This is a genomic window from Streptomyces sp. N50, from assembly GCF_033335955.1.
GTDB lineage: Bacteria > Actinomycetota > Actinomycetes > Streptomycetales > Streptomycetaceae > Streptomyces.
This window is the reverse complement of the sequence record NZ_CP137550.1, coordinates 1000046-1021584: the sequence shown is the minus strand read 5'-3', so window position 1 is coordinate 1021584 and position 21539 is coordinate 1000046. Positions and strand designations below refer to the sequence as shown.

Here is a 21539-nt window from a genome sequence, read left to right as displayed (position 1 = left end):
CGTATGGTCGATCGCCCCGGTCCGCTCCGCTACGCCTGATACGGGGGCCTCAGGGGCGCCGGGAACGCAACACGCAGAACTCGTTCCCCTCCGGATCCATCAGCGTCACCCACGACACCTCGCCCTGCCCGACGTCCGCGGTCCGCGCCCCCAGGGCCAGCAGCCGGATCACCTCGGCCTCCTGGTCGTCGGGCCGGAAGTCCAGATGCAGCCGGTTCTTGACGGACTTGCCCTCGGGCACCGGCACGAACAACAGCCCCGGCAGCCGCTCGGGCTCCGGCCGGATCTCGAACTCGTCCGGTGCCTCCCCGACCACCACCCACCCGAGGGCCTCGGCCCACCAGCGCCCCAGCGCGACGGGGTCGGCGGAGTCCACCACTACCTGCTCCCACTCCAAGGTCATGGTGAAGACTGAGGCCGACGCACGTGACGGCACCACAGGGAGGCCACCGAATGACACGCCCGATCACCGCAGGGGTCGACGGATCGGCGGAGAGTCTCGCCGCACTCGCCTGGGCGGGCCGGGAGGCCGTACGGCGGGGGCTGGCGCTGCGGGCCGTGCATGTCTGGCGGTACGAGGAGCACCAGGGCCTCGACGCCGGGGACGCGGAGACTCAGGAGCGATGGGTGCGGGACGCGGCGGCCGAGGCCACCCGTACGGTCGCCGAGCGCCACCCCGGTCTGGCCATCACCACCGACGTCCTGGAGGGCGACCCCGTCGACATCCTGACCGCCGCCGCTGCCGAGGCCGAACTCCTGGTCCTCGGCTCACGCGGCCACGGGCCCGTCGTCGGCTTCCTGCTCGGTTCCGTCGGCCAGCAGGTGATCGCCGATTCCGTACGGCCCGTCGTGCTCGTGCGCGCCGGGGACGAGGCCGCCGGGGAGGCCGCCGGCCGCGAGATCGTCGTGGGCCAGCACGGGAGCCCCGAGGACAGCGCCGCCGCACTGGGCTTCGCCTTCGAGACGGCGGCGGCGCGCGGCGCCACGGTCCGTGCGGTACGGGCGTGGACCCTGCCCCCGGTGTTCGCCTACAGCCCCGCCTCGATGAAGCTCCTCGACGACGCCGGAGGCCTGGAGCCGTACGAGAAGAAGGGCCTGGCCGAGGCGCTGGAGCCGTGGCGGACGCGCTTCCCCGATGTGCCCGTGGTCGAGCACGTGGAGATCGGCAGCGCGGGACAGGTGCTGCTGTCGGTCGCGGGACGCGCCCAGTTGATGGTCGTGGGACGGCGCGCCCACCGTACGGCGGTGGGCGCGCGGATCGGCTCGGTCGCGCACGGGGTGCTGCACCACGCGGAGTGCCCGGTGGCCGTGGTGCCCTCGCCGGAGGCCTCCTGAGGGTCAGACGGTGAACGCGGTGCGGAAGCGGTCCAGGGCGCGCTCGCTGTCGCCGTCCGAGGCCCAGGCCTCCATCGCGACCGTGCCGTCGTAGCCGATGTCGGCCAGGGCGCGGGCGATCGCCGGGTAGTTGATCTCGCCGGTGCCGGGCTCCTGACGGCCGGGGACGTCCGCCACCTGGATCTCACCGATCAGGTCCAACTCGTTGGCCTTGCGGACGAGTTCGATGAGGTTCCCCTCGCCGATCTGCGCGTGGTAGAGGTCCAGGTTCATGCGCAGGCCGGGCCGGTCCACCGCCTTGACCAGGGCCAGGGTGTCGGCGGCCGTCGCGAACGGGACGCCCGGGTGGTCGACCGCGGCGTTCAGGTTCTCCAGGGTGAAGGTGACCCCGGCGCTCTCGCCCAGCTCGGCGAGGCGGGTCAGGGTGCGGTGGGCGGCGATCCACATGGCGCCCGTGGGCTCACCCGTCACCGGAACCACCGGCAGGCCCTCGGAGTCGAGGCCCGTGCCGTGCAAGTTCAGCCGGGGACAGCCCAGTTGATCGGCCGCCTTGACCGACTCCTCGGCGGTGCGCAGGAGTTCGGCGGCGCCCGACTCGTCCGTGAGGCTGCCCCGGATGTAGCCCGTCATCGACGAGAACTCGGCCGGGGTCCGTGTGAGCGCGTCCAGGTCGTGCCGGGTCCAGTCCCAGATCTCGACCTGGAAACCGGCCTCGTGGATGCGCCGCGCCCGCTCGTGGATCGGCAGGTCCCGGAAGACCATCTCGGCACAGACCGCCAACGTGTACATGACTGCTCGCCCTCTTCTAGAACGTTCTAGATGGCAGTAGTACGCCATTGCCGCATTCCCGTGTCAAGGTTTCGACGGGCATGTTTCTAGAACGTTGCAGTACCTTCGGACCAGCATCTTTGGAGCGACTACCATCCCGGAACGGAACACCCCCTCGACCGGAAGGACCACCGTGCCGACCACCCCCGCGGTCCCCGACGGAAAGCGGCCCACCCTGGCCCATGTCGCGGCCCGGGCGGGCGTCTCCGTCGCGCTGGTCTCCATCGTGATGCGCGGGGCCTACGGCGCGAGCGCGACCACCCGCGAGCGGGTGCTCAAGGCCGCCGAGGAGATCGGCTACCGGCCCGACACCCGGGCCAGAGTGCTGCGCAGCAACCGCTCCCGCCTCCTCGGCGTGCAGTTCGGCCTGCGCCACCCCTTCCACACAGACCTGGTGGAGCGCATCTACGCCGCCGCCGAACCCGCCGGCTACCAGGTCGCCCTGAGCGCGGTCGCCCCCTCGCGCGGTGAGCGGCAGGCCGTGGAGGCACTGCTCGCCGACCGGTGCGAGGCCCTCGTCCTGCTCGGCCCCGAGGTCCCGGCCGCCCGCCTCGCGCAGCTCGCGACCCAGGTCCCGGTCGTTTCCGTGGCCCGGCGGCTACGGCCCGCCCCGCCCGCCGTGGACGTCGTCCGCACCGCCGACGACGAGGGCGCCCGGCAGGCCGTGGACCACCTGGTCGCGCTCGGCCACCGGACCATCGCCCACATCGACGGCGGCAAGGCACCCGGCGCCGCCGACCGCCGCCGCGGCTACCGCACCGCGATGCACCGCCACGGCCTCGACGGCCACGTCCAGGTGCTGCCCGGCGGGCCCACCGAGGACGACGGCGCGCGGGGCGCCCGCACCCTGCTCGCCGATGCCCCAACCTCCCGGCCCAGCGCGGTACTTGCCTTCAACGACCGCTGCGCGACGGGCGTCCTCGACACCCTCCTGCGCGCCGGCGTCTCCGTCCCCGGCGAGATCTCCGTGGTCGGCTTCGACGACACCAGCCTCTCCCGGCTCGCCCACATCGACCTGACCACCGTCGCCCAGGACGTCCCGCGCCTCGCGGAACTCGCCGTCGGCCGCGCCATCGCCCGCCTGGATGGGGACGCCGTGGCGGAGGGAGAGAGCGTGGTCCCGCCGCGCCTCGTCGTCCGCGGCACGACGGCCCCGCCCGCCACGGACTGACCCGGGTCACTCCGGGGTGGTCGGCTCCAGCGTCTCGCGGGCCTTCGGCAGGATGTTCTTGAGGTAGTCCTCGACCGCCGTGTCCAGGCCGATGTCGTGCTGGGCGTGCTCGGACATGTACCAACGGTGTTCGAGCAGCTCGTGGTAGATCTCGGCCGGGTCCATGGCGCCCCGCAGTTCGAGCGGTACGGCGCGCACGGTCGGCCGGAACACGTCCCGCACCCACCGGTGCGCGAGCACCTCGGGCCGGGCGGCGAGGGGATCGCCCGGGGCGTAGTCGTCCTGGGTGGCCATCCAGGACTCCAGGTCGTTCAGGAGCCGCCGCGCCTGGTTCTCCTCGGCGTCCAGGCCGGTCAGGCGCAGGAGTTGACGCTGATGGTGGCCCGCGTCGACGACCTTGGGCACGAACGTGACCGTGTCGCCGTTCGAGGAGTGCTCGATCTGCATCTCGGCGACGTCGAAGCCGAGTTCGTTCAGTCGCCGGATCCGGCGTTCGATGAAGTGGTACTTGCCCGCCGGGTACACCGAGACGCGGGTCAGCTCCTCCCACAGGCTCTGGTATCGGGCGCAGATCTCCATGCCGAACTCGATCGGGTCGACGGACGGGTGCAGGGCCCCGGACGCCTCCAGGTCCAGCAGCTCCCCGCTGATGTTCACGCGGGCGAGATCGAGGTCGTACTCCCGCTGCCCGTTGCTGAGCTGCGGGTGCAGGTCGCCGGTCTCCGCGTCCACGAGATACGCGGCGTACGCGCCCGCGTCCCGCCGGAACAGGGTGTTGGACAGCGAGCAGTCACCCCACGCGAACCCCGCCAGGTGCAGCCGCACCAGCAGCACGGCCAGCGCGTCCATCAGGCGGTGCATGGTGGCCGGGCGCAGGGTCGTCTCGAACATCGAGCGGTACGGCATCGAGCCGCCCAAGTGCCGGGTGATCAGCACCGGTTCGAGGGGCTCGCCGTCGGCGTCGGCGCGCCCGGTGACCACGGCGAGCGGGTCGACCGCGGGGATGCCGAGCCGGTCCAGGTCGCGCAGCAGCTCGTACTCGCGCAGCGCGGGGCGCTCCGCGAGCTCCTTGACGGCTATGACCTCGCTGCCCGCGCGGGCGTAGCGCACGACGTGGCGGGAGATGCCGCGCGGCAGCGGGACCAGGTACTCGTCGGGCCACTCCTCCAGGGGAACGTCCCAGGGCAGTTCCAGCAGGAGGACCGGATGCTCCGGGTTCGTCGCGTTGATCTGCAGTGCCATGGGGTGACTTTAGATCGCGTGCTCGCGGGCGCGCCCGGCCGCCTCACGGACCGGACCGGTGTGCACGGGACCGTGGCCGGGCAGCAGGGTCTCGGCGTCGAGCCCCTCGATGATGTCCAGCGAGGCCACGGCACGGTCGCGCTCGTGGTGGAACATGTCGGGCAGCAGCTGCGGGCCCTTGATGCGGGACGTCGGGTGGCCGCTCACCAGGGCGTCCCCGGAGATCACGATCCCGCGCTCCGGGAGATGGAAGACACAGTGCCCGCTGGTGTGGCCGGGGGTGTGCACGGGGACGGGCCGGCCGGGCAGGTCGAGGGGGCCGCCCGAGGCCGGGAACGCCTCGGCCGCGGCGACGGGATGCTGCTCGGTGCCGCCGACGCGCATCGCGTGCACCACCCAGGGCAGGACTCCCGGACGCCAGGCGTTCTTCAGGACCGTTCCCACACTCACCTGCTGGAGGAACTCCCGGCGGGCGTGCGGCACTTCGGCCTCGTGGAGCAGGACCGGCGTGCCATGGGTGTCGCGCAGGTACGCGGCCGAGCCGAGGTGGTCGTTGTGGGCGTGCGTGATCAGCACAGCCCGGACCGCCTCGGGTGAACTGCCCACCTGGGCAAGGGAGTCGAGCACGAGCTCACGGTCCCCGGGGTATCCGGTGTCCACCAGCGTGGCCGCGTCACCGTCCGTGAGGATCACCCAGTTGGTGCTGCTGCCGTGCACCAGATAGGTGTCGTCGGCGACTTGGTGTACCTCTGCCCGCATGACCGTCCCCTCGTACGTGGTGATGTTCGACGCAGGACAGCCAACCAGACGCCCATCGGGCGGGCGCGGGCGGGGGAAGCCGCCTCCGGCGCCGTCCGCCGGGGGCGGCCCCCGCGTGCGTCCGAAGCGGCCGCCTCTCCGCCTCAGTGCACGCCGTGCGGGCGGAACTGCACGCTGATGCGCGGTCCCGCGGCGCGAGTGGTCTTGGGGACGCAGTGCTCCCAGGTCCGCTGACAGGAGCCGCCCATCACGATCAGGTCGCCGTGCCCGAGCGGGCGCCGCACCGACTCGCCGCCGCGCACGGGGCGCAGCAGCAGATCGCGGGGCGCGCCCACGGAGAGGATCGCCACCATCGTGTCCTCGCGGGCACCCCGCCCGATCCGGTCGCCGTGCCAGGCGACACTGTCCCGGCCGTCGCGGTAGTAGCAGAGCCCGGATGTGGCGAAGGGCTCGCCCAACTCCCTTGCGTAGTAAGCCGACAGAGCGTCCCTCGCCTCGGCCAGCACCGGGTGGGGGAGCGTGTCGTCCGTGCCGTAGTAGGCGAGCAGCCGCGGAACGGCGACGACCTGGTCGTACATCTGACGGCGCTCGGCGCGCCACGGCACCTCGGCGGCCAGTTCCTCGAACAGGGCGTCGGCGCCGGAGAGCCACCCGGGCAGCACGTCGATCCAGGCGCCCAGCCCCAGTGCCGTACGGCGAATCCCGTGGAGGGGGCCGAGGCGGAGCTGGTCGGTCTGGTCGAAGAGGGAGCCCTGGAGCTGGTGCGCGGTCATGGAGCCAGCGTACTCCTTATTCGAATGTCTGTTCCAATATGGATCCGGCTCTTTTGAACCCGGCTCTTTTGATACATCGGTGCATCGGATACATTCGCGTATCGAATGGAGGTCCGGGCATGGTGACCGAGCTGACGCCCAAGCGTGTGACCAGGCGCCGTGTCCGCACGCGGGCCAACCTGCTGTCCGCCGCTTTCGCCGTGTTCGCCGCCAAGGGATACGGCCGGGTCTCCATCGAGGAGGTCTGCGAGGCTGCCGGCTACAGCAGGGGCGCCTTCTACTCGAACTTCGACAGCTTGGACGAGCTGTTCTTCGCCCTCTACCAGGAACGGGCCGAGCTGATCGCGGACCAGGTGTCCGGTGCCTTCGCCCTCGACGGACCCGACCTCGACGTACCGGCCGCCGTGGACCGCGTCACGGACGTACTTCTCCTCGACCTGGACTGGCTCCTGGTCAAGACGGACTTCCTGGTGCACGCGGCCCGGAACCCGGCCGTCGCGCAGAGCCTGCTCGACCACCGGGCGCGGCTGCGCGCGGCGATCGCCGACCGGCTCGCCCGCGCGGCCGGACGGTTCGAACTGCCCACCGTGCTCAGCCATGTCGACAGCGCCGCCCACGCGGTGATCGCCGCCTACGACGGAGTCACCACCCAACTGCTGCTGGACAAGGACGTGGAGCACGCCCGGGTCTGGCTCAAGCAACTCCTCACCGCGCTGCTGACCGACGGCAGGCGCACCCCCGAATAAGAAAGGCAACGTCGCCATGGATGCGGACGTCATCGTCGTCGGAGCCGGTCTGGCCGGTCTGGTCGCGGCCCACGAGCTGACCAGCCGGGGACGCCGGGTCGCGCTCGTCGACCAGGAGAACGCCAACAACCTCGGCGGACAGGCCTTCTGGTCCTTCGGCGGGCTGTTCCTCGTCGACTCGCCGGAACAGCGCCGCCTCGGTATCAAGGACTCCTTCGACCTGGCCTGGAACGACTGGCAGGGCAGCGCCGGCTTCGACCGCGTCGACGACGAGGACTCCTGGGCGGTGCGCTGGGCGCGCGCCTACGTCGAGTTCGCCGCCGGAGAGAAGCGCCCCTGGCTGGAGAGCCACGGCATCAAGCTGCTGCCGACCGTCGGCTGGGCGGAACGCGGCGACCTGCGCGCCCACGGCCACGGCAACTCCGTCCCGCGCTTCCACGTCACCTGGGGCACCGGCACCGGAGTCGTCGAACCCTTCGTGAACTACGCCAGGCAGGCCGCCCGCGACGGGCTCCTTACCTTCTACTACCGCCACCAGGTCGACGCGTTGGTGGTCGAGGACGGCGAGGCACGCGGCGTCCGCGGCACGGTCCTCGCCGAGGACAACGCGGCCCGGGGCGTCTCCTCCAGCCGCGAGGCGATCGGCGCGTTCGAACTCACCGCCCAGGCCGTCGTCGTCACCTCCGGCGGCATCGGCGCCAACCACGACATCGTCCGCCGGTACTGGCCCGAACGCCTCGGCACCCCGCCCGCCGAGATGGTCACCGGCGTCCCGGCCTACGTCGACGGCCGGATGCTCGACATCAGCGCCGAGGCGGGCGTACGACTGGTCAACCGCGACCGCATGTGGCACTACACCGAGGGCCTGCAGAACTGGGACCCGGTCTGGCCCGGCCACGGCATCCGCATCCTGCCCGGCCCGTCGTCCCTGTGGTTCGACGCCCTCGGCCGCCGCCTGCCCGACCCGTGCCTGCCGGGCTACGACACGCTCAACACCCTCAAGTACCTGCGTACGACCGAGGACTTGGCGGAGCACGACCACTCCTGGTTCATCCTCACGCAGAAGATCATCGAGAAGGAGTTCGCGCTGTCGGGCTCCGAGCAGAACCCCGACATCACCGCCAAGGACAAGAAGGCGGTCCTGCGCGACCGGCTCCTCGGCAAGGGCGCACCGGGCCCGGTGGACGCCTTCCTGCGCAAGGGCGCGGACTTCGTGACCGCCGGGAACCTGGAGCAACTGGTCGAGAAGATGAACCAGTTGACCGACAAGCCGCTCCTCGACGCGGCCGTGGTACGCCGTCAGATCGAGGCCCGCGATCTCCAGATGGCCAACCCCTACAGCAAGGACTCCCAGGTCCAGGGCATCCGCAACGCCCGCCGCTACATCGGCGACCGCCTGGGCCGGGTGGCCACCCCGCACCGCATCCTGGACCCGGCGGCCGGCCCCCTGATCGGCGTCAAGCTGCACGTCCTGACCCGCAAGACCCTCGGCGGCATCCAGACGGACCTGGACTCACGGGCGCTGGCCGCCGACGGGAAGCCGATCGGCGGGTTGTACGCGGCGGGCGAGGTCGCCGGCTTCGGCGGCGGTGGGGTGCACGGCTACAACGCGCTCGAAGGCACGTTCCTCGGCGGCTGCCTCTTCTCGGGCCGAGCGGCAGGCCGCGCCGCGGCGAAGCAGACGGCCTAGCAGTACTTCTCCGGCGCTGCGGCCCGTCTCCTCACCCCTCCAGGAGGCGGGCCAGCACCGAGGCGTGACTCCGCTCCGGCGACCTGACCGCCGTCACCAGCGTCACCGGTCCCATCCGGACCAAGTTTCGCAAGGTGTGCAGGAGTTGAGCCGCCTCGGGCTCGGCGAGCTCGGCCTCGTAGCGGCTGCTGAACTCCTCGAAGGAACCCTCGCCCGCGTGGTACCAGCGGCGCAGTTCGGTCGACGGGGTGATCTCCTTGGGCCACTCGTCGACCCGGGCCGCGTCCTTCGACAGGCCACGCGGCCACAGCCGGTCGACCATGACGCGCACACCGTCCTCCGGTTCGGGCGGATCGTAGACACGACGCACGCGGACGGTCACGGGCGGGCTCCCTCGGGTGGCGGTGGTGCGGTGAGCCTACGTCCGGGCGGGCAGTGGGGGAGGGGGCGACGCGGCGGAACTTCGGCCGGGTGTGGGGTGCGGGAGGACTTGCCCGGCGGTGATGCTCTGGCCTGGGCCTTTTGTCTGGACGGCGCCGAGCGGAACCGCCCTGTCGATGACCGGCACGTGGGTGCCGGTCATCGACAGGGCGGACGTTGCCCGATGCGGCACGGGCCGCCCGGTTCAGAAGGCGTGTGTCATCAGTTCCGCGAACAGCGCGTGCTCGTCGGCGTCGAGGCCGCGGGAACGGAACCAGCCGCAGATGTTGGCGCAGTCGCGCTGGAGGAAGGTCATCCCGTTGAGGTTGCCGACCAGGTCGACGATCTGGGGCAGGTCGATGATGACCAGGCGCTCGCCCGCCGCGAGGATGTTGTACGCGGAGAGGTCGCCGTGCACGAGGCCGTTCTGGACCATCGTCGCGAGTGCGTCGGTGAGTTGCTGGAAGTACGCCGCCAGCAGTTCGGGCGAGGGGCGGGTCTGGGCGAGCCGGGGCGCGGTCTGGACGGTACCGTCCTCGTCGACGACGGTGATCCACTCCATCAGGATCTCGGTGCCGTCGATCTGGACGGGGTAGGGGACCGGCAACCCGAGGTTCCAGAGGCGTACCAGCGCGGCCCATTCGGACACCGCCCACTCACCGGCCGCGACCTGCCGGCCGAAGGTGCTCTTCCGTTTGACGGCCCGCTCGTCGCGTGAGCGCTTCATCGAGCGGCCCTCGGTGTAGGACGCGGCGCGGTGGAAGCTGCGGTGTTCGGGGGAGCGGTAGCGCTTGGCCGCCATGACCACGCCGGAGGCGGGGTCGCGCGGGTCGGCGCGCTCGACGAGGTGGACGTCGGCCTCCTTGCCGGTCTTGAGGACGCCGAGCTCGGTGTCGATCGCGCCCTGCGAGGTCACCACCCAGTCCGGGAGCGGCTCGGGGCCTCGGCTGAGGGGTTCGACGCTGAGCCAGGTCGACCAGCGCTGGCCGTCGGCGAGGTCGTCGTAGGCATGGAAGTCGAAGACGAACCGGTCGTCGATGTCGCCCGGTACCGCGTCGCCCGGCGGCGGGACGTAGCGGTGGGGATCGGTGACGAAGTCGTCAGGAAATGCCGGGAGTTGAGAGTGCTGGGGGTGCTGCGGGAGATGGTCGCGAGACATCGCTGGAGGTACTCCATGAGGTGAGAGGGAGGCGGTCGGCGGGCAGGCCGAGGACAGTCGTGTTCACGGTCGTGCCTCCTCTCGTGGAGCACCGGGCAGCTCCCGGTGGCCCGCCCATGGTGAGGGGCGGGCGCGGGGACCGGCAACCGAATTACGCCGGCCCGTGTGGAGCGGGTTCAGGGGTGGCGCAGGTTTCCGGCGCGATCCCCCCGCACCGGGCTCGTCGCGGCTCTGGTGGTTTGGCGACGGCAGGGTTGGCGATGGCCGGACCCAGATGCTCGTTGCCATCAGCCGTCAGCGCGGCCATCGTCCGGGTCGACCCGCGCCGTCCATCCGGCGTCAACTCGCCCACACGACAACGGAGTTCCGCTAGCGGCCCTTCCGGACGAGGTCGGTGATGCGCTCGCCCTCGCCGATCGTGAGGGGGCCGGTTCCGTCGGCGGGGTCGCCGACTCCCAGCGCGACGGCCAGCGTGCGGCCGTGCAGGTCGAGGGTGGCCTCGGTCAGGGTGGTGAAATCGGCTACGGCGGAGCGGGCGCGGGCCCATCCGGTGAGGCCGATGCCCGCGGCGATCAGCACGGCCGGCCACCACGCCACGGTGAGCAGGAGGTAGGGCAGGGCCCAGGTTCCGGTGGCGACGGCGGCGGCGAACGACGCGTGCGCGGCGGTGAGTTCGGTGCGCGCGGGGTCGGGGAGGACCAGCCAGAGCCGGGTCCAGCCGTAGGTCAGGTCGAGGCCGTACCGGTGGTACGCGATCGACTCGACGGCGTGGATCCGGTCGCCCATCCAGGTCGGCCTGCCCGGTTCGGCCATCGCCAGCAGGGTGACGCGTTCGGCAGCGGTGTCGATCCGGTGCTGCTGCTCGCGGGTGCGTGTGCCCGGGCTCGCGGCTTCGAACGCCCGGCGTTCCTCCACGAGTTGGTGCCACCGGGCACGCCTCCGCGCGGTCCGCGCCGTCGCGGCCGCGGCGAACGGGCGGGGCCACTGCCCCAGCCAGACGCGCCGGGTGACTCCGGCGAGTGCCTGCACGACGAAGCCGGCACCGGAAGCGGCCGCCAGTACGGCCACGACGAGCAGCGCCTGCGCCCCGCTCGGCAGGTCCGCGACCGTGTCGGCGGTGTTCTGGACCTTCCGGGCCGACAACGCGACGTTCCACGCGTCGGCTTGGCCGAGGCTGACGGACAGCCACACCGCGCCCAGGAAGAACGCACCGGGCAGCACGAGAAGGCTGATCCACCGGTCGGCCAGCGTCTTGGCCAACTGCTGGAAGAAACCGCCCACTTGGACTACCCCCGTTCCAGGGGCCGGCCCATGACGGCACAGCGCGGGATCGCACCCGCCGGGGGCGGCACCGCCGTCCGGTCGCAGGCGCCGTCCGGGCAGCGGAAGGTCTCCTGACGGGCGACGCCCGGACCGGCTCCCGGCAGCCCCGTCGACAGCGTGCGCAGAGTGGTCTCACGGTCGGTGTTCAGCAACTGGCCCAGCAGAGCGAGCACCGGACGCCGGGCCCGCGCCTCGGCCGCGATCCGTTCCAGCAGTTCCTGACGTTCCGCGGAGTGGAGCCCGGTCTCGCCGACCAGTGCCTCGAACTCCTGGCACAACGTGGTCAGTGCCGATCGTTCGGCGTCCACCAGGGCTCCTCCTTCAGCCAGTCGGCCGATAGTCTCATGGTCGATGTCCTCCTACCACCAGCCCGATCCGGAACTGCTGAACCAGCAGGCGGTCGACCTGCTGAACCGGGCCACCAGGGCCGGTGACACGGCACAACTGGGCACCTGCGTCTCGTTGTTCCAGCGCGTCGTCGCCCTGACACCGCATCACCATCCGCGCCTCGCCACCCGCCTGTACAACCTCGCCGAGTCCCATCGGGCGCTGTACGCGCTGACGGGACGGGTGGCCGACGCCGACCTGTCGATCGGCATCGGGCGAGAGGCCGTGGCCGCCCTCCATCACGGCGACCCGAACTCCGCACTGATCCTGGGCAACCTCAGCGTCACCCACCTCCTGCGGTACCAGCGGGTCGGGCACCCGCACGACCTGGACGGGGTCGTCGAGTTCGGGGAAGGGGCTGTCGGCGTGCCCGGCGCCAACCCGAACCTCGCGTTCCACCTGGCCACCCTCGGCACGGGCTACCTGCTGCGGTTCCAGAGAACAGGGAATCTCTCGGATGTGGACCGTTCCATCGACATCGATGAGCGGGTGATGGCTGTCGCCTCCGCCGATTCGCCGCACCGGACGACAGCCTTGTCCGATCTCGCCTCGGGCTACCTGCTGCGCTTCGAGCGGACCGGGCAGCTTCCGGATCTGGACCGTTCCATCTACAGAGGCGAGCAGGTGATCGTTGTCGCCTCTGCCGGGTTTCCGCACCGCTCGACAACCTTGGCCAATCTCGCCACGGGATGCTTGCTGCGCTTCCAGAGAACAGGGCAGGCCTCGGATCTGGACCGTTCCATCGACAGGGGCGAGCAGGCGATGGCCGTCGCCTCCGCCGATTTCCCGCACCGGACGACCGTCCTGACCAACCTCGGCAACAGCTACTTGCTGCGGTTCGAGCGGACAAGGCAGGACTCGGATCTGGACCGTTCCATCGGCAACGGTGAGCGGGCGTTGGCTGTCACTCCCGTCGATTCCCGGGACCGGCCGACGATTCTGGCCAACCTCGCCCTGGGCTACGTGCGGCGGTTCGAGGGAACCGGGCAGGTCGCGGACTTGGACCGTTCCATCGACAACGGCGAGCAGGCGATGGCCGTCACCCCTGCCGATTCCCCCTACCGGCTGACAACCCTGACCAACCTCGCCACCTCCTACTGGGCACGGTTCGGACGGGCGGGCCGTCCGGCGGACCTGGAACGCTCCATCGGCTTCGGGGAACAGGCCACCGCCGACACCGGCAACCCGCACCGGGCGACCGCTCTGTCCAACCTCGCCGCCGCCTACGCCGACCGCTTCGAGCGGACGGGGAGCCTGGCCGACCTGGAACGGGCCATCGGCCACTACGAACAGGCGGTGGCCACCGCTCCGGACAACGCTTTCGACGGCGCCACCTACGTGTCCAACCTCGGCATGGCGTACCACGCCCGGTTCGAACGGCTGGGGGAGCAGGCCGACTTGGACCGGGCCATCGGCCACCTCGATCGCGCCGCCGCCGCGGCGCCCCGGGGACACCGCGAGTTCGCGACGATCCTGTCCAACCGCGGCATCCTGTTTGGGGCGCGGTTCGACCGGCGGGGGGACGTGGCCGATCTGGACCGTTCCATCGTCCACTACGAACAGGCCGTGGCCGCCACGTCCGAGGGCCATCCGGATCTCGCCCTCCGTCTGTCCAACCTGGGCGCCGCGTACGACGCGCGGTCCGACCGGAAGGGGGACCTCGCCGACGCGCGACGGGCCGTGCAGAGCATGGAACGAGCCGTCCTCGCCACACCGGCCGATCACCCCTTCCGCGCGATGGCCCTGTCCAACCTGGCGTCGACCCTGCGCGGGCGGTTCGACCGGCTGGGGGACGTGGCCGATCTGGACCGTTCCATCGCGCTTCACCAAGAGGCCGTGGCCGCCACGCCCGACGATCACCCGAACCGGGCGCTGCACCTGTCCAACCTCAGCGTCGCCCTCTGGTCCCGGCTCACCCGCAGCGGAGACATGTCCGACCTGGACGCGGGCATCGACGCCAGCAGACGCGCGGTGGCCGCCACGCCGGACGACCACCCGGACCGTGCGATGCGCCTGTCCAACCTCGCCACCGCCCTCCATCAACGGTTTGAGCACAGCGGCAGCATTCATGACCTGGACCGTGCCGTTGCGCACCACGAACAGGCCGTGGCCGCCACGCCCGACGACCACCCGAACCGGGCGATGCACCTGTCCAACCTCGGAACCGCCTACCAGTCGCGGTCCCAGCGGACCGCCGGCAGCGCCGATCTCGACAGTGCCATCGACCGCACGCTCCTGGCGCTCGCGGCCACCCCCGCCGACCACCCCGACCGACTGCTGCGCCTGTACAACCTCGGACGGTCCTATCAGGCGCGGTACGAGCGCTCGGGCGATCCGGCCGACCTGGACCGTGCGGTCGACCTGGCACGGGAGGCGGCCGAAGCAGTCCCCGCGGACGATCCGCTCCGCGCGCAGCATCTGTTCAACCTCGCCAACACCCACCGGCTGCGGTTCCAGCGGACCGGCGACCCGTCCGACCTCGACCGCGCCGTCGACGCCGCGGAACGGACCGTCGCGGCAACCCCCGTCGACCATCCCCGGCGGGCCTCCCGCATCTACCTCCTCGCGGTCTGTCACACGAGGAGGTGGGACAGCGGCAGCACCGTCGACCGCCCGCGGATCACCCGCCTCGCGGAGGAGGCGCTCGCGGCCACGACATCGCCCCCGTTCGAGCGGCTCCGGGCCTGCTGGGTGGTCGGCCGGCTCGCCTATGTACTGGACGAACCGCACACCGCCCGGCTGCTGTTCGACACGGCGGTGGAGCTGCTGCCGTTGGTCGCGGCACGGGAGACCTCGGCGGCGGACCACGAGTACCGCCTCGGTGCGAATCACGGACTGGTCGGCGAGACGATCGCCGTGCACTGTGCCCTCGACGACCCGGGTGGAGCGGTCCAGGCCGCCGAGCTGGGCCGGTCGATCCTGCTGACGTCCCGGCTGGCGCTGCGGACACCAATCGCCGACCTCGAAGCCGGACACCCGGCCCTGGCCGACCGGTTGAGCCGTGTCCGCGACGCCCTCAACGCGCCGGATCTCCCGGCCATGGCCACGCCCGACGGCCAGGACGTCGACCACATCGACCGCCGAAAACGGCTGTGGGCCGAGCACGACGCCGTACTGGCGGAGATCCGCCGGCTGCCGGGCCTGGACCGGTTCCTGCTTCCGCTGAGGTGGACCGGGCTGCGGCCGACCGGTACCGGTGAGGCTGTGGTGCTGCTCAACGCGGGCCTGCAGCGGTGCGACGCCGTCGTCGTCACCGCCGACGGGCCCCTGCTCCCGGTGCCGCTGCCTGAACTGCGCTTGTCCGACGTGGAGTCGTGGGCAGCCGAGCTGACGGAGGCGACGCACGACGCCGGCTCGTTCACCGGCGAGCTGCGCTGCCAACGGGTGCTGACGGAGCTGCTCGGCCGGCTGTGGGACACGACGGTCGAGCCGGTCCTCGACGCGATCGAGGGCCGGCTCCGCCCGGCCGACGGAGTACTGCCCCGCGTGTGGTGGATGCCGACCGGGCCGCTCGCGCTGCTGCCGCTGCACGCGGCCGGACACCCCGGCGGCCCTGGGGCGCTCGACCGGGTGATCTCGTCGTACACACCCACCATGCGCACCCTGGCCCGTGCGCAAGGACGCCCGCCCGCGGCGGAACGGCGCCGGCTCGCGGTCGCCCTCGACCGGACCCCGGGTCTGCCGGACCTGCCGGCCACCGCCGCCGAGGCGGCGAGTCTGCACGCCGCCCATCCCGACATGCCGCTGCTCACCAACGAGCAGGCCACCACCGCCCGGGTCACCGGGGCGCTCCCCGGGGCGAGTTGGGCCCACTTCGCCTGCCACGCGGGCACCGACCCCGACGCGCCGTCCGAGGGCGGGCTCCACCTCCACGACGACGTGCTGTCCATTGCGGAGATCGGCCGCCTCGACCTCCACGAGGCCGAACTGGCCTACCTGTCTGCGTGCTCCACGGGCCACGTCGGCCGCCGGCACGCGGACGAGTCCATCCACCTCGCCTCCGCGTTCCAGCTGGCCGGCTTCCGGCACGTCGTAGCGAGCCTCTGGCCGCTGGCCGACCACGTCGCGGCCGCCGCGGCCGACCACTTCTACCGGCAGATGCCGGACACACCGTCCGCCGACGACGCGGCGCTCGCGCTCCACCGCGTGATCCGGCATCTGCGCACCGAACACTCCGGCCGGCCACACCTGTGGGCGTCCCTGATCCACAGCGGGCCGTAGCCCGAAGCGGGCCCGAACTCGGCGGCCGTTACGGGGGATTGACCGCCGTCGGTGGGCGAGCGGCTCCGGGGCCGGCCCCTCTTGAGATCGGTCAGCCGGTCACGGGCTGCCACCGGCTCTCCTGGGCAGGGTCGATGCCGCTGAGCCACACCAGCGTTCCGTCGATCAGGCCCGGCTTGTCCCGCGTGGCGAGGGCAGGTGCTTCGAGCATGTCGGCGGTCTCCTCCAGGTAGGTGACCAGCGTGTCGAGTTCGTCGCCCTGGGGTTCGTTGGAGCGGGACCAGGAGCCCAAGTAGCCGGTGGCGGCGTCCAGATACAGCCCCGCAGTGCTGTCGGCCGGGCCCAGGGCGACCACCGGAATCCGGGTCGCCGTCCACCGGGTGATCTGCTCCTCCGCGGGGCGGTCGGCGTGGAGCGTGTCCTGATGAGCCTGGGCAGCCGTCTTCAACCGGTAACGGTCGGCCACGGCGTCGAGGTTCATCAGAGCCATGTTGCCCGGAAGGCAACCCCGGCCCTCGGCCCCGTCGTCACCCGCGGTCAGCATCCACAGGGTGCGCAACTCGACGGGTATCGGGATGCCGAGACTCGCCTCCAGGGCGGCGACGGCAGCGGAGTCGGCGCCGGTGCGGAGCGCGGCGTAGGAGTCAGGAGCGTTGGACCGGAGCCAGGTGACGATGCGCTGCCAGGCATCGGCGACCTCCCTCACGGTGACTGCGGCAGTACGAGGGCCGGCAGAGCGCCCCCGCTCGCGCTCGTGGATGTCCGTGGAAGGCTCGGCGGAGCCGTCTACGGCGGGCAAGTCGGAGGGATCGCCGGCGGTGGCCGCTCTCAGGAACCGGATCTCTACGCGGTCGGGCTCGCGTAGGTAACCGACAGACAGGTCGGGGCAGTCCTCGAACATGTCCCCGTCGACCGTCACCGTCAGGATGCCCGGCAGCCCCGAGGGCCGGCCCATGTCCGGGTCGTCGGCCAGCATGGACGCCGACGTGATCGTCGTGGGAGCGGGTCCGACCGGTCTGATGCTGGCGTGCGAACTTCGCCTGGCCGGGGTGCGCCCGCTGGTGCTGGAGCGCCAGGCGCAGCGCCGGGACACCGCGAAGGCCGGTGGCCTCGGCGGACGGATCCTGGAACTGCTGCGCCACCGGGGCCTGTTGGAGCGCTGCGAGGCCGCTTGCACCGGTCCGATCCCGGCGCCCCGGTTCCCGTTCGGCGGTGTCCACCTCGATCTGACCCGGCTCGACGATCCTCCGCTGCACGCGCTGCCGCTTCCGCAGCAGCGGCTCGAGGACGTGCTCGCCGGACGTGCCGGTGAGCTCGGTGCCGAGATCCGCCGCGGGCACCAGGTGACCGGGGTCGTCCAGGACGCGCAGGCGGTGACCGCGGAGGTGCTCGGCCCGGACGGGCCGTACCGGGTGACGGCCCGGTACCTGGCGGGCTGCGACGGCGCCCGCAGCCGGATCCGCGACGCGGCGGGCATCGCCTTCCCCGGCACCGCCTACCCGGAGGTCGACCGGCTGGCCCAGGTCACCTTTCCCGACACGGTGACCGTGCTCGGCAACGGGGATCTCGACGTCGCCGGCCACGGCACGGTCCCCCGGGGCTTCACGCGAACTGACCGCGGTCTCCTGGGCGTTGGCGCGCCGCCCGGCTCACCCGTGGTCTCCCTCTACACCACCGAGGACGAGGCCGCCGAGTACGACGACGACACCCCGATGTCCCTGACCGAGTTCCAGGACAGCCTCCGTCGCGTCCTGGGCACGGATCTCCCGGTGCGCGAAGCGGTCCGGCTGTCGCGGTTCACCTTCAAGGCCCGGCACGCCGAGCAGTACCGAAAAGGGCGGATCCTGCTGGCCGGTGACGCGGCGCACCTGTTCCCGGCGACCGGCGTGGCCATCAACGCCGGCATGCTCGACGCGGTCGACCTGGCCTGGAAACTGGCCGCCGACATCCACGGCCGGGCACCCGACGGTCTGCTGGACCCCTACCACCACGAACGGCACTTCGCCGGCGCGCGCACCATGCCGCACACCCAGACCCAAGCAGCACTGCGGCGCGGCACGGACCCGGCCGCCGAGGCACTCCGCGAGGTCTTCCACGAACTGCTCGCCGACGAGCAGCCGCAGCGCCGCCTGGGGGCACTCGTCGCCGGCACCGACATCAGCTACCCGATGCCCGGCCCGTCCGGCCACCACCCGCTGGCCGGGGCGTTCGTCCCCGACCTCACGCTGCACGGCGACGGAGGAGTGACCGGCGTCGGCCAACTCCTGCACACCGCACGGCCCCACCTTCCGGACATCGCCGACCGAGAGGACCTCCGCCGGGCGGCCGCGGGTTGGCGCTCCCGCGTCGACATCCACACCGCCAAGACCGACGACCGCCCCGCCGACGCCGTCCTGATCCGCCCCGACGCGCACATCGCCTGGGCCGCGGCCGTCGACGAGTCCCCCGAAGACGCCGTACCGGCGTTGCGCGAGGCGCTCACCCGCTGGTTCGGCGAGCCTGAGAGCGACGTATGACGGCCCCCGTGGAAGAGAAAGCGATCACAGATGCCGCCCGTTCCCGCCGACCCGACCCTGCTGCACCCGATGCCGGACCAGCCTCGGGTCGTACTCCTCAAGCCACTGGTGACCTCACCGCTGATCGAGGTCGGGGAGTTCACGTACTACGACGATCCCGACGACCCGACGGCCTTCGAGACCCGCAACGTCCTGTACCACTACGGGCCCGAGAAGCTCGTGATCGGGAAGTTCTGCGCGCTGGGTGAGGGCGTGCGGTTCATCATGAACGGCGCCAACCACCGCATGGACGGCCCCTCGACGTTCCCCTTCCCGATCATGGGCGGTTCCTGGGCCGACCACTTCGACCTCATCACCGGTCTGCCCGGACGGGGCGACACCACGGTGGGCAACGACGTCTGGTTCGGCTACGGGACCATGGTGATGCCCGGCGTCCGCATCGGTCACGGAGCGATCGTCGCCTCGGGCTCGGTCGTCGTCGACGACGTCCCCGACTACGGCGTCGTCGGCGGCAACCCCGCACGGCTGATCCGCCGCCGCCACACCGACGCCGACATCGAGCGCCTCCTCGCGCTGGCCTGGTGGGACTGGCCGCTGCCGCACCTCACCGAACATCTCCGCACGGTCATGTCCGGCACCGTCGACGACCTGGAGGCCGTAGCACCCGGCCCCTCCCCGCACTGAGAATCGAGCCGCCGGAATGACCCGTTCGACCCGGCACCCCGTTCACCGACTGGCTTCGCGAATACGCCGTCCCGCTCACCCGCCTGGACGCGACCGCCCGCCGCCGAACAGGAAACAGGAGGAGACACCCTTCGGTTTCACCCTCGCCTACACGCCGCCGGATTCACCCGAACCCGGGAGCGTGGAAGCCGCCTTCGCCGATGCCGGCCTCGGACTCGGCAGCGCCGATCTCCGCAGGGCCCGCAAGGAGGCTTCCGACGGCCCAGACCGCGTCCGGCTGCCGGGGACGTACGCGCGTACTCCTGTCGTCGACGCCTTCGACGCCGTACTGAGCGTCCCTGCCTCCACTGTCACCAAGGACCTCCGCGTCTGACGCGGGGCGTCACGCCTGCGGTCGGGTGAGTTTGGCGGCCACGGCGTCGAGGACCCAGTCCAGGCCGGTCGCGAAGGACGTCTCGGCGTCCACGTCCGTGCCGTCGTGCACCGCTCTGGCCAGCGCCGGGAAGCGGCCCGTGGCCAGCATCCTCGTCACATGCGGGCCGTGGGCGCGCTGCCAGTCGTGCTTGGACAGGCCCGTGGCGCGCTCGGCCCGTAGGTTCGCGACCTCGCGCCTGATCGCGCCGGTGACGTAGGCGCCGACCGTCCCCGCGGCACGCAGGACGGTGTCGATGTCGGCGAGGCCGTCGAGGGCGGCCAGCGTGGCCTCGGTCACGGCGAGGCCGTTCGGGCCCAGGGCCGGGCGGCCGCCGAGCAGGTCGGCCAGCCATTCGTGACGGAGAGCGGCCTGCCTGGTGCGGTGGGCGAGGACGCGCAGCGCCTCCCGCCAGTCACCGGGCTGTTCCTCGGGGAGGATCTCGGCCTGGACCTCGTCCACCATGAGGTCGAACAGCTCCTCCTTGGTGGCGATGTAGCCGTACAGCCGCATCGGGCCGGCCTCCAACCGGGCGGCGACCTTGCGCAACGACACCGCTTCCAGCCCGCCCTCGTCGGCCAGCGCGACGGCGGCGGCGACGATCCGCTCCCGGTCCAGCGGCACGGGGCGAGTCGGCGGCTCGGGCCGGTCCCACACAGTCATGCTCCCATCGTACTGTTGCGATGCGCCGTATCGAGCCAATACAGTGTATCGACATGAGACATCGCATCGCTGTCGTCGGAGGCGGCCCGGCCGGCCTGACCTTCGCCCGCGTCCTGCACCGCCACGGCCACCCCGTCACCGTCCTCGAACGCGATCCCGCCCCCGACGCCCGCCCGCCGGGCGGCACGCTGGACCTGCACGAAGGGCTCGGTCAGCGCGCGCTGGAGAAGGCGGGGCTGCTGGCGGAATTCCACGCGCTGTCCCGTCCCGAGGGGCAGGCCATGCGCATCCTGGACACGGACGGGACCGTCCTGCGCGACTGGCGACCCCGTCCCGATGAACTGGCCAATCCCGAGATCGACCGCGGGGAACTCCGTGACCTGCTGCTCGGCTCTCTCGACGTCCGGTGGGGCCGGGGCGTGACGCGGGTGGTGCCGGGGACCCGGGACGGGGCGGTCGTCCAATTCGCCGACGGGCGACAGGAGATGTTCGACCTCGTGGTCGGCGCGGACGGAGCCTGGTCCCGGGTCCGCCCGGCGGTCTCGTCGGCGACGCCCCACTACACCGGCGTCACCTCGGTCGAGACCTCCATCGACGACGTCGACACCCGCCACCCCGACCTCGGCCGGCTGATCGGCGACGGTTCCGTGGCCGTGTACGGCGTGAACCGCTCCCTCGTCGCCCAGCGCAACAGCGGCGGCCACGTGAAGGTGAACACCAGGTTCCGCGCGCCGCAGGACTGGCACACGAAGGTCGATCCGGCCGACGGCGAGGCCGTACGGGCGAGCCTGCTGGACCTGTTCGACGGCTGGGCCGCGCCCGTCCTCGACCTCCTCCGCCACGGCACCGCCTTCGTCCACCGCCCCGTGTACGTCCTGCCCGTGTCCCACACCTGGACCCACGTCCCCGGGGTGACGCTGCTCGGCGACGCCGCCCATCTGATGCCTCCGCTGGGGGTGGGCGCGAACCTCGCGATGCTGGAAGGCGCCGAACTCGCCGAGTCCATCGCCGCGGGCCCTGAAGACGCGGGCCCTGAAGATCTGGACGAGGCCGTCCGCGCCTTCGAGACGCGGATGTGGGCACGGGCCGGCAAGTGGGCGAAGATCACGGCCGCCGGTCTGGAACGCCTCGTGAGCCCGGACCCCGCCGAAGCCCTCGCCGTCTTCGACGAGGTCCAGCCATCCTGACGGCCCACCGCGTCAGCACCGGC

At 71.8% G+C, this 21539-nt stretch carries 20 protein-coding genes; 9 read left to right on the top strand and 11 right to left on the bottom strand.

All coding sequences use genetic code 11. The features are described from left to right. Positions 1-49 precede the first annotated feature (49 nt). Complete coding sequence (locus R2B38_RS49230) at positions 50-403, bottom strand: VOC family protein (protein WP_318022717.1); 354 nt, start codon at positions 401-403, stop codon at positions 50-52. 50 nt (positions 404-453) lie between these two features. Between R2B38_RS49230 and R2B38_RS49225 the strand changes: the two genes are divergently transcribed. Further along, positions 454-1335 (top strand): universal stress protein, encoded by an 882-nt coding sequence (locus R2B38_RS49225; RefSeq protein ID WP_318022716.1) that lies wholly within the window; start codon positions 454-456, stop codon positions 1333-1335. Between the two features lie 3 nt (positions 1336-1338). On the opposite strand, the gene R2B38_RS49220 is transcribed toward R2B38_RS49225, so the two are convergent. Then, positions 1339-2124, bottom strand: coding sequence for a TIM barrel protein (locus R2B38_RS49220; RefSeq protein ID WP_318022715.1), 786 nt, complete (start codon positions 2122-2124; stop codon positions 1339-1341). Positions 2125-2296: 172 nt separating this feature from the next. Here R2B38_RS49220 and R2B38_RS49215 point away from each other — a divergent pair, with 172 nt between their 5' ends. Then, positions 2297-3334 (top strand): LacI family DNA-binding transcriptional regulator, encoded by a 1038-nt coding sequence (locus R2B38_RS49215; RefSeq protein ID WP_318022714.1) that lies wholly within the window; start codon positions 2297-2299, stop codon positions 3332-3334. A 6-nt stretch (positions 3335-3340) separates the two neighbouring features. On the opposite strand, the gene R2B38_RS49210 is transcribed toward R2B38_RS49215, so the two are convergent. The 3 genes from R2B38_RS49210 to R2B38_RS49200 form a co-directional block, all read right to left on the bottom strand. Next, entirely contained in the window at positions 3341-4576 is a 1236-nt protein-coding gene (locus tag R2B38_RS49210) for a DUF4032 domain-containing protein (RefSeq protein WP_318022713.1), read from the bottom strand. A 9-nt stretch (positions 4577-4585) separates the two neighbouring features. Further along, on the bottom strand, positions 4586-5335 hold the full coding sequence (locus tag R2B38_RS49205; protein ID WP_318022712.1) for an MBL fold metallo-hydrolase: 750 nt from the start codon (positions 5333-5335) through the stop codon (positions 4586-4588). Between the two features lie 143 nt (positions 5336-5478). Then, positions 5479-6108 (bottom strand): alpha-ketoglutarate-dependent dioxygenase AlkB, encoded by a 630-nt coding sequence (locus tag R2B38_RS49200; protein WP_318022711.1) that lies wholly within the window; start codon positions 6106-6108, stop codon positions 5479-5481. 119 nt (positions 6109-6227) lie between these two features. Here R2B38_RS49200 and R2B38_RS49195 point away from each other — a divergent pair, with 119 nt between their 5' ends. After that, positions 6228-6854, top strand: a complete 627-nt coding sequence (locus R2B38_RS49195; protein ID WP_318022710.1) for a TetR/AcrR family transcriptional regulator — start codon at positions 6228-6230, stop codon at positions 6852-6854. Positions 6855-6870: 16 nt separating this feature from the next. Next, the gene (locus R2B38_RS49190) at positions 6871-8544 is read left to right on the top strand and encodes an FAD-binding dehydrogenase (protein ID WP_318022709.1); all 1674 of its coding nucleotides are present in this window, start codon (positions 6871-6873) and stop codon (positions 8542-8544) included. Between the two features lie 31 nt (positions 8545-8575). Here R2B38_RS49190 and R2B38_RS49185 read toward each other — a convergent pair whose 3' ends face one another. From R2B38_RS49185 to R2B38_RS49170, 4 genes are all read right to left on the bottom strand, one after another. Continuing rightward, entirely contained in the window at positions 8576-8926 is a 351-nt protein-coding gene (locus tag R2B38_RS49185; protein WP_033280820.1) for a DUF488 domain-containing protein, read from the bottom strand. 243 nt (positions 8927-9169) lie between these two features. After that, positions 9170-10123 carry a serine protein kinase RIO gene (locus R2B38_RS49180; RefSeq protein ID WP_318022708.1) on the bottom strand — a complete coding sequence of 318 codons (954 nt, stop codon included), beginning with the start codon at positions 10121-10123 and terminating at the stop codon, positions 9170-9172. 369 nt (positions 10124-10492) lie between these two features. Next, positions 10493-11404: a hypothetical protein gene (locus tag R2B38_RS49175; RefSeq protein ID WP_318022707.1), complete on the bottom strand. Its 912-nt coding sequence runs from the start codon at positions 11402-11404 to the stop codon at positions 10493-10495. A 5-nt stretch (positions 11405-11409) separates the two neighbouring features. Continuing rightward, entirely contained in the window at positions 11410-11754 is a 345-nt protein-coding gene (locus R2B38_RS49170) for a hypothetical protein (RefSeq protein WP_318022706.1), read from the bottom strand. Positions 11755-11797: 43 nt separating this feature from the next. On the opposite strand from R2B38_RS49170, the gene R2B38_RS49165 reads away from it, so the two are divergent. After that, positions 11798-16054, top strand: a complete 4257-nt coding sequence (locus R2B38_RS49165) for a CHAT domain-containing protein (RefSeq protein WP_318022705.1) — start codon at positions 11798-11800, stop codon at positions 16052-16054. 91 nt (positions 16055-16145) lie between these two features. Here the strand turns inward: R2B38_RS49165 and R2B38_RS49160 are convergent, their stop codons facing one another. Further along, a complete protein-coding gene (locus R2B38_RS49160; protein WP_318022704.1) occupies positions 16146-17030 on the bottom strand; it encodes a hypothetical protein in 885 nt (294 codons plus the stop codon). Here R2B38_RS49160 and R2B38_RS49155 point away from each other — a divergent pair. From R2B38_RS49155 to R2B38_RS49145, 3 genes are all read left to right on the top strand, one after another. After that, positions 17029-18570: an FAD-dependent monooxygenase gene (locus R2B38_RS49155; protein ID WP_318023093.1), complete on the top strand. Its 1542-nt coding sequence runs from the start codon at positions 17029-17031 to the stop codon at positions 18568-18570. The genes R2B38_RS49160 and R2B38_RS49155 overlap by 2 nt on opposite strands. 30 nt (positions 18571-18600) lie before the next feature. Further along, entirely contained in the window at positions 18601-19254 is a 654-nt protein-coding gene (locus R2B38_RS49150; RefSeq protein WP_318022703.1) for a CatB-related O-acetyltransferase, read from the top strand. A gap of 181 nt (positions 19255-19435) precedes the next feature. Further along, complete coding sequence (locus R2B38_RS49145; RefSeq protein WP_318022702.1) at positions 19436-19627, top strand: hypothetical protein; 192 nt, start codon at positions 19436-19438, stop codon at positions 19625-19627. Between the two features lie 9 nt (positions 19628-19636). Here R2B38_RS49145 and R2B38_RS49140 read toward each other — a convergent pair whose 3' ends face one another. Then, entirely contained in the window at positions 19637-20329 is a 693-nt protein-coding gene (locus tag R2B38_RS49140; RefSeq protein WP_318022701.1) for a TetR/AcrR family transcriptional regulator, read from the bottom strand. Positions 20330-20382: 53 nt separating this feature from the next. Between R2B38_RS49140 and R2B38_RS49135 the strand changes: the two genes are divergently transcribed. Then, on the top strand, positions 20383-21516 hold the full coding sequence (locus R2B38_RS49135) for an NAD(P)/FAD-dependent oxidoreductase (protein ID WP_318022700.1): 1134 nt from the start codon (positions 20383-20385) through the stop codon (positions 21514-21516). Positions 21517-21539: the final 23 nt, after the last annotated feature.

Excerpts from the sequence above, each read along its gene's own strand:
- R2B38_RS49230 (WP_318022717.1), bottom strand. The coding sequence starts at position 403 with ATGACCTTGGAGTGGGAGCAGGTAGTGGTGGACTCCGCCGACCCCGTC.
- R2B38_RS49225 (WP_318022716.1), top strand. The coding sequence starts at position 454 with ATGACACGCCCGATCACCGCAGGGGTCGACGGATCGGCGGAGAGTCTC.
- R2B38_RS49220 (WP_318022715.1), bottom strand. The coding sequence starts at position 2,124 with ATGTACACGTTGGCGGTCTGTGCCGAGATGGTCTTCCGGGACCTGCCG.
- R2B38_RS49210 (WP_318022713.1), bottom strand. The coding sequence starts at position 4,576 with ATGGCACTGCAGATCAACGCGACGAACCCGGAGCATCCGGTCCTCCTG.
- R2B38_RS49205 (WP_318022712.1), bottom strand. The coding sequence starts at position 5,335 with ATGCGGGCAGAGGTACACCAAGTCGCCGACGACACCTATCTGGTGCAC.
- R2B38_RS49200 (WP_318022711.1), bottom strand. The coding sequence starts at position 6,108 with ATGACCGCGCACCAGCTCCAGGGCTCCCTCTTCGACCAGACCGACCAG.
- R2B38_RS49195 (WP_318022710.1), top strand. The coding sequence starts at position 6,228 with ATGGTGACCGAGCTGACGCCCAAGCGTGTGACCAGGCGCCGTGTCCGC.
- R2B38_RS49190 (WP_318022709.1), top strand. The coding sequence starts at position 6,871 with ATGGATGCGGACGTCATCGTCGTCGGAGCCGGTCTGGCCGGTCTGGTC.
- R2B38_RS49180 (WP_318022708.1), bottom strand. The coding sequence starts at position 10,123 with ATGTCTCGCGACCATCTCCCGCAGCACCCCCAGCACTCTCAACTCCCG.
- R2B38_RS49165 (WP_318022705.1), top strand. The coding sequence starts at position 11,798 with ATGTCCTCCTACCACCAGCCCGATCCGGAACTGCTGAACCAGCAGGCG.
- R2B38_RS49155 (WP_318023093.1), top strand. The coding sequence starts at position 17,029 with ATGGACGCCGACGTGATCGTCGTGGGAGCGGGTCCGACCGGTCTGATG.
- R2B38_RS49160 (WP_318022704.1), bottom strand. The coding sequence starts at position 17,030 with ATGCTGGCCGACGACCCGGACATGGGCCGGCCCTCGGGGCTGCCGGGC.
- R2B38_RS49150 (WP_318022703.1), top strand. The coding sequence starts at position 18,601 with ATGCCGCCCGTTCCCGCCGACCCGACCCTGCTGCACCCGATGCCGGAC.
- R2B38_RS49140 (WP_318022701.1), bottom strand. The coding sequence starts at position 20,329 with ATGACTGTGTGGGACCGGCCCGAGCCGCCGACTCGCCCCGTGCCGCTG.
- R2B38_RS49135 (WP_318022700.1), top strand. The coding sequence starts at position 20,383 with ATGAGACATCGCATCGCTGTCGTCGGAGGCGGCCCGGCCGGCCTGACC.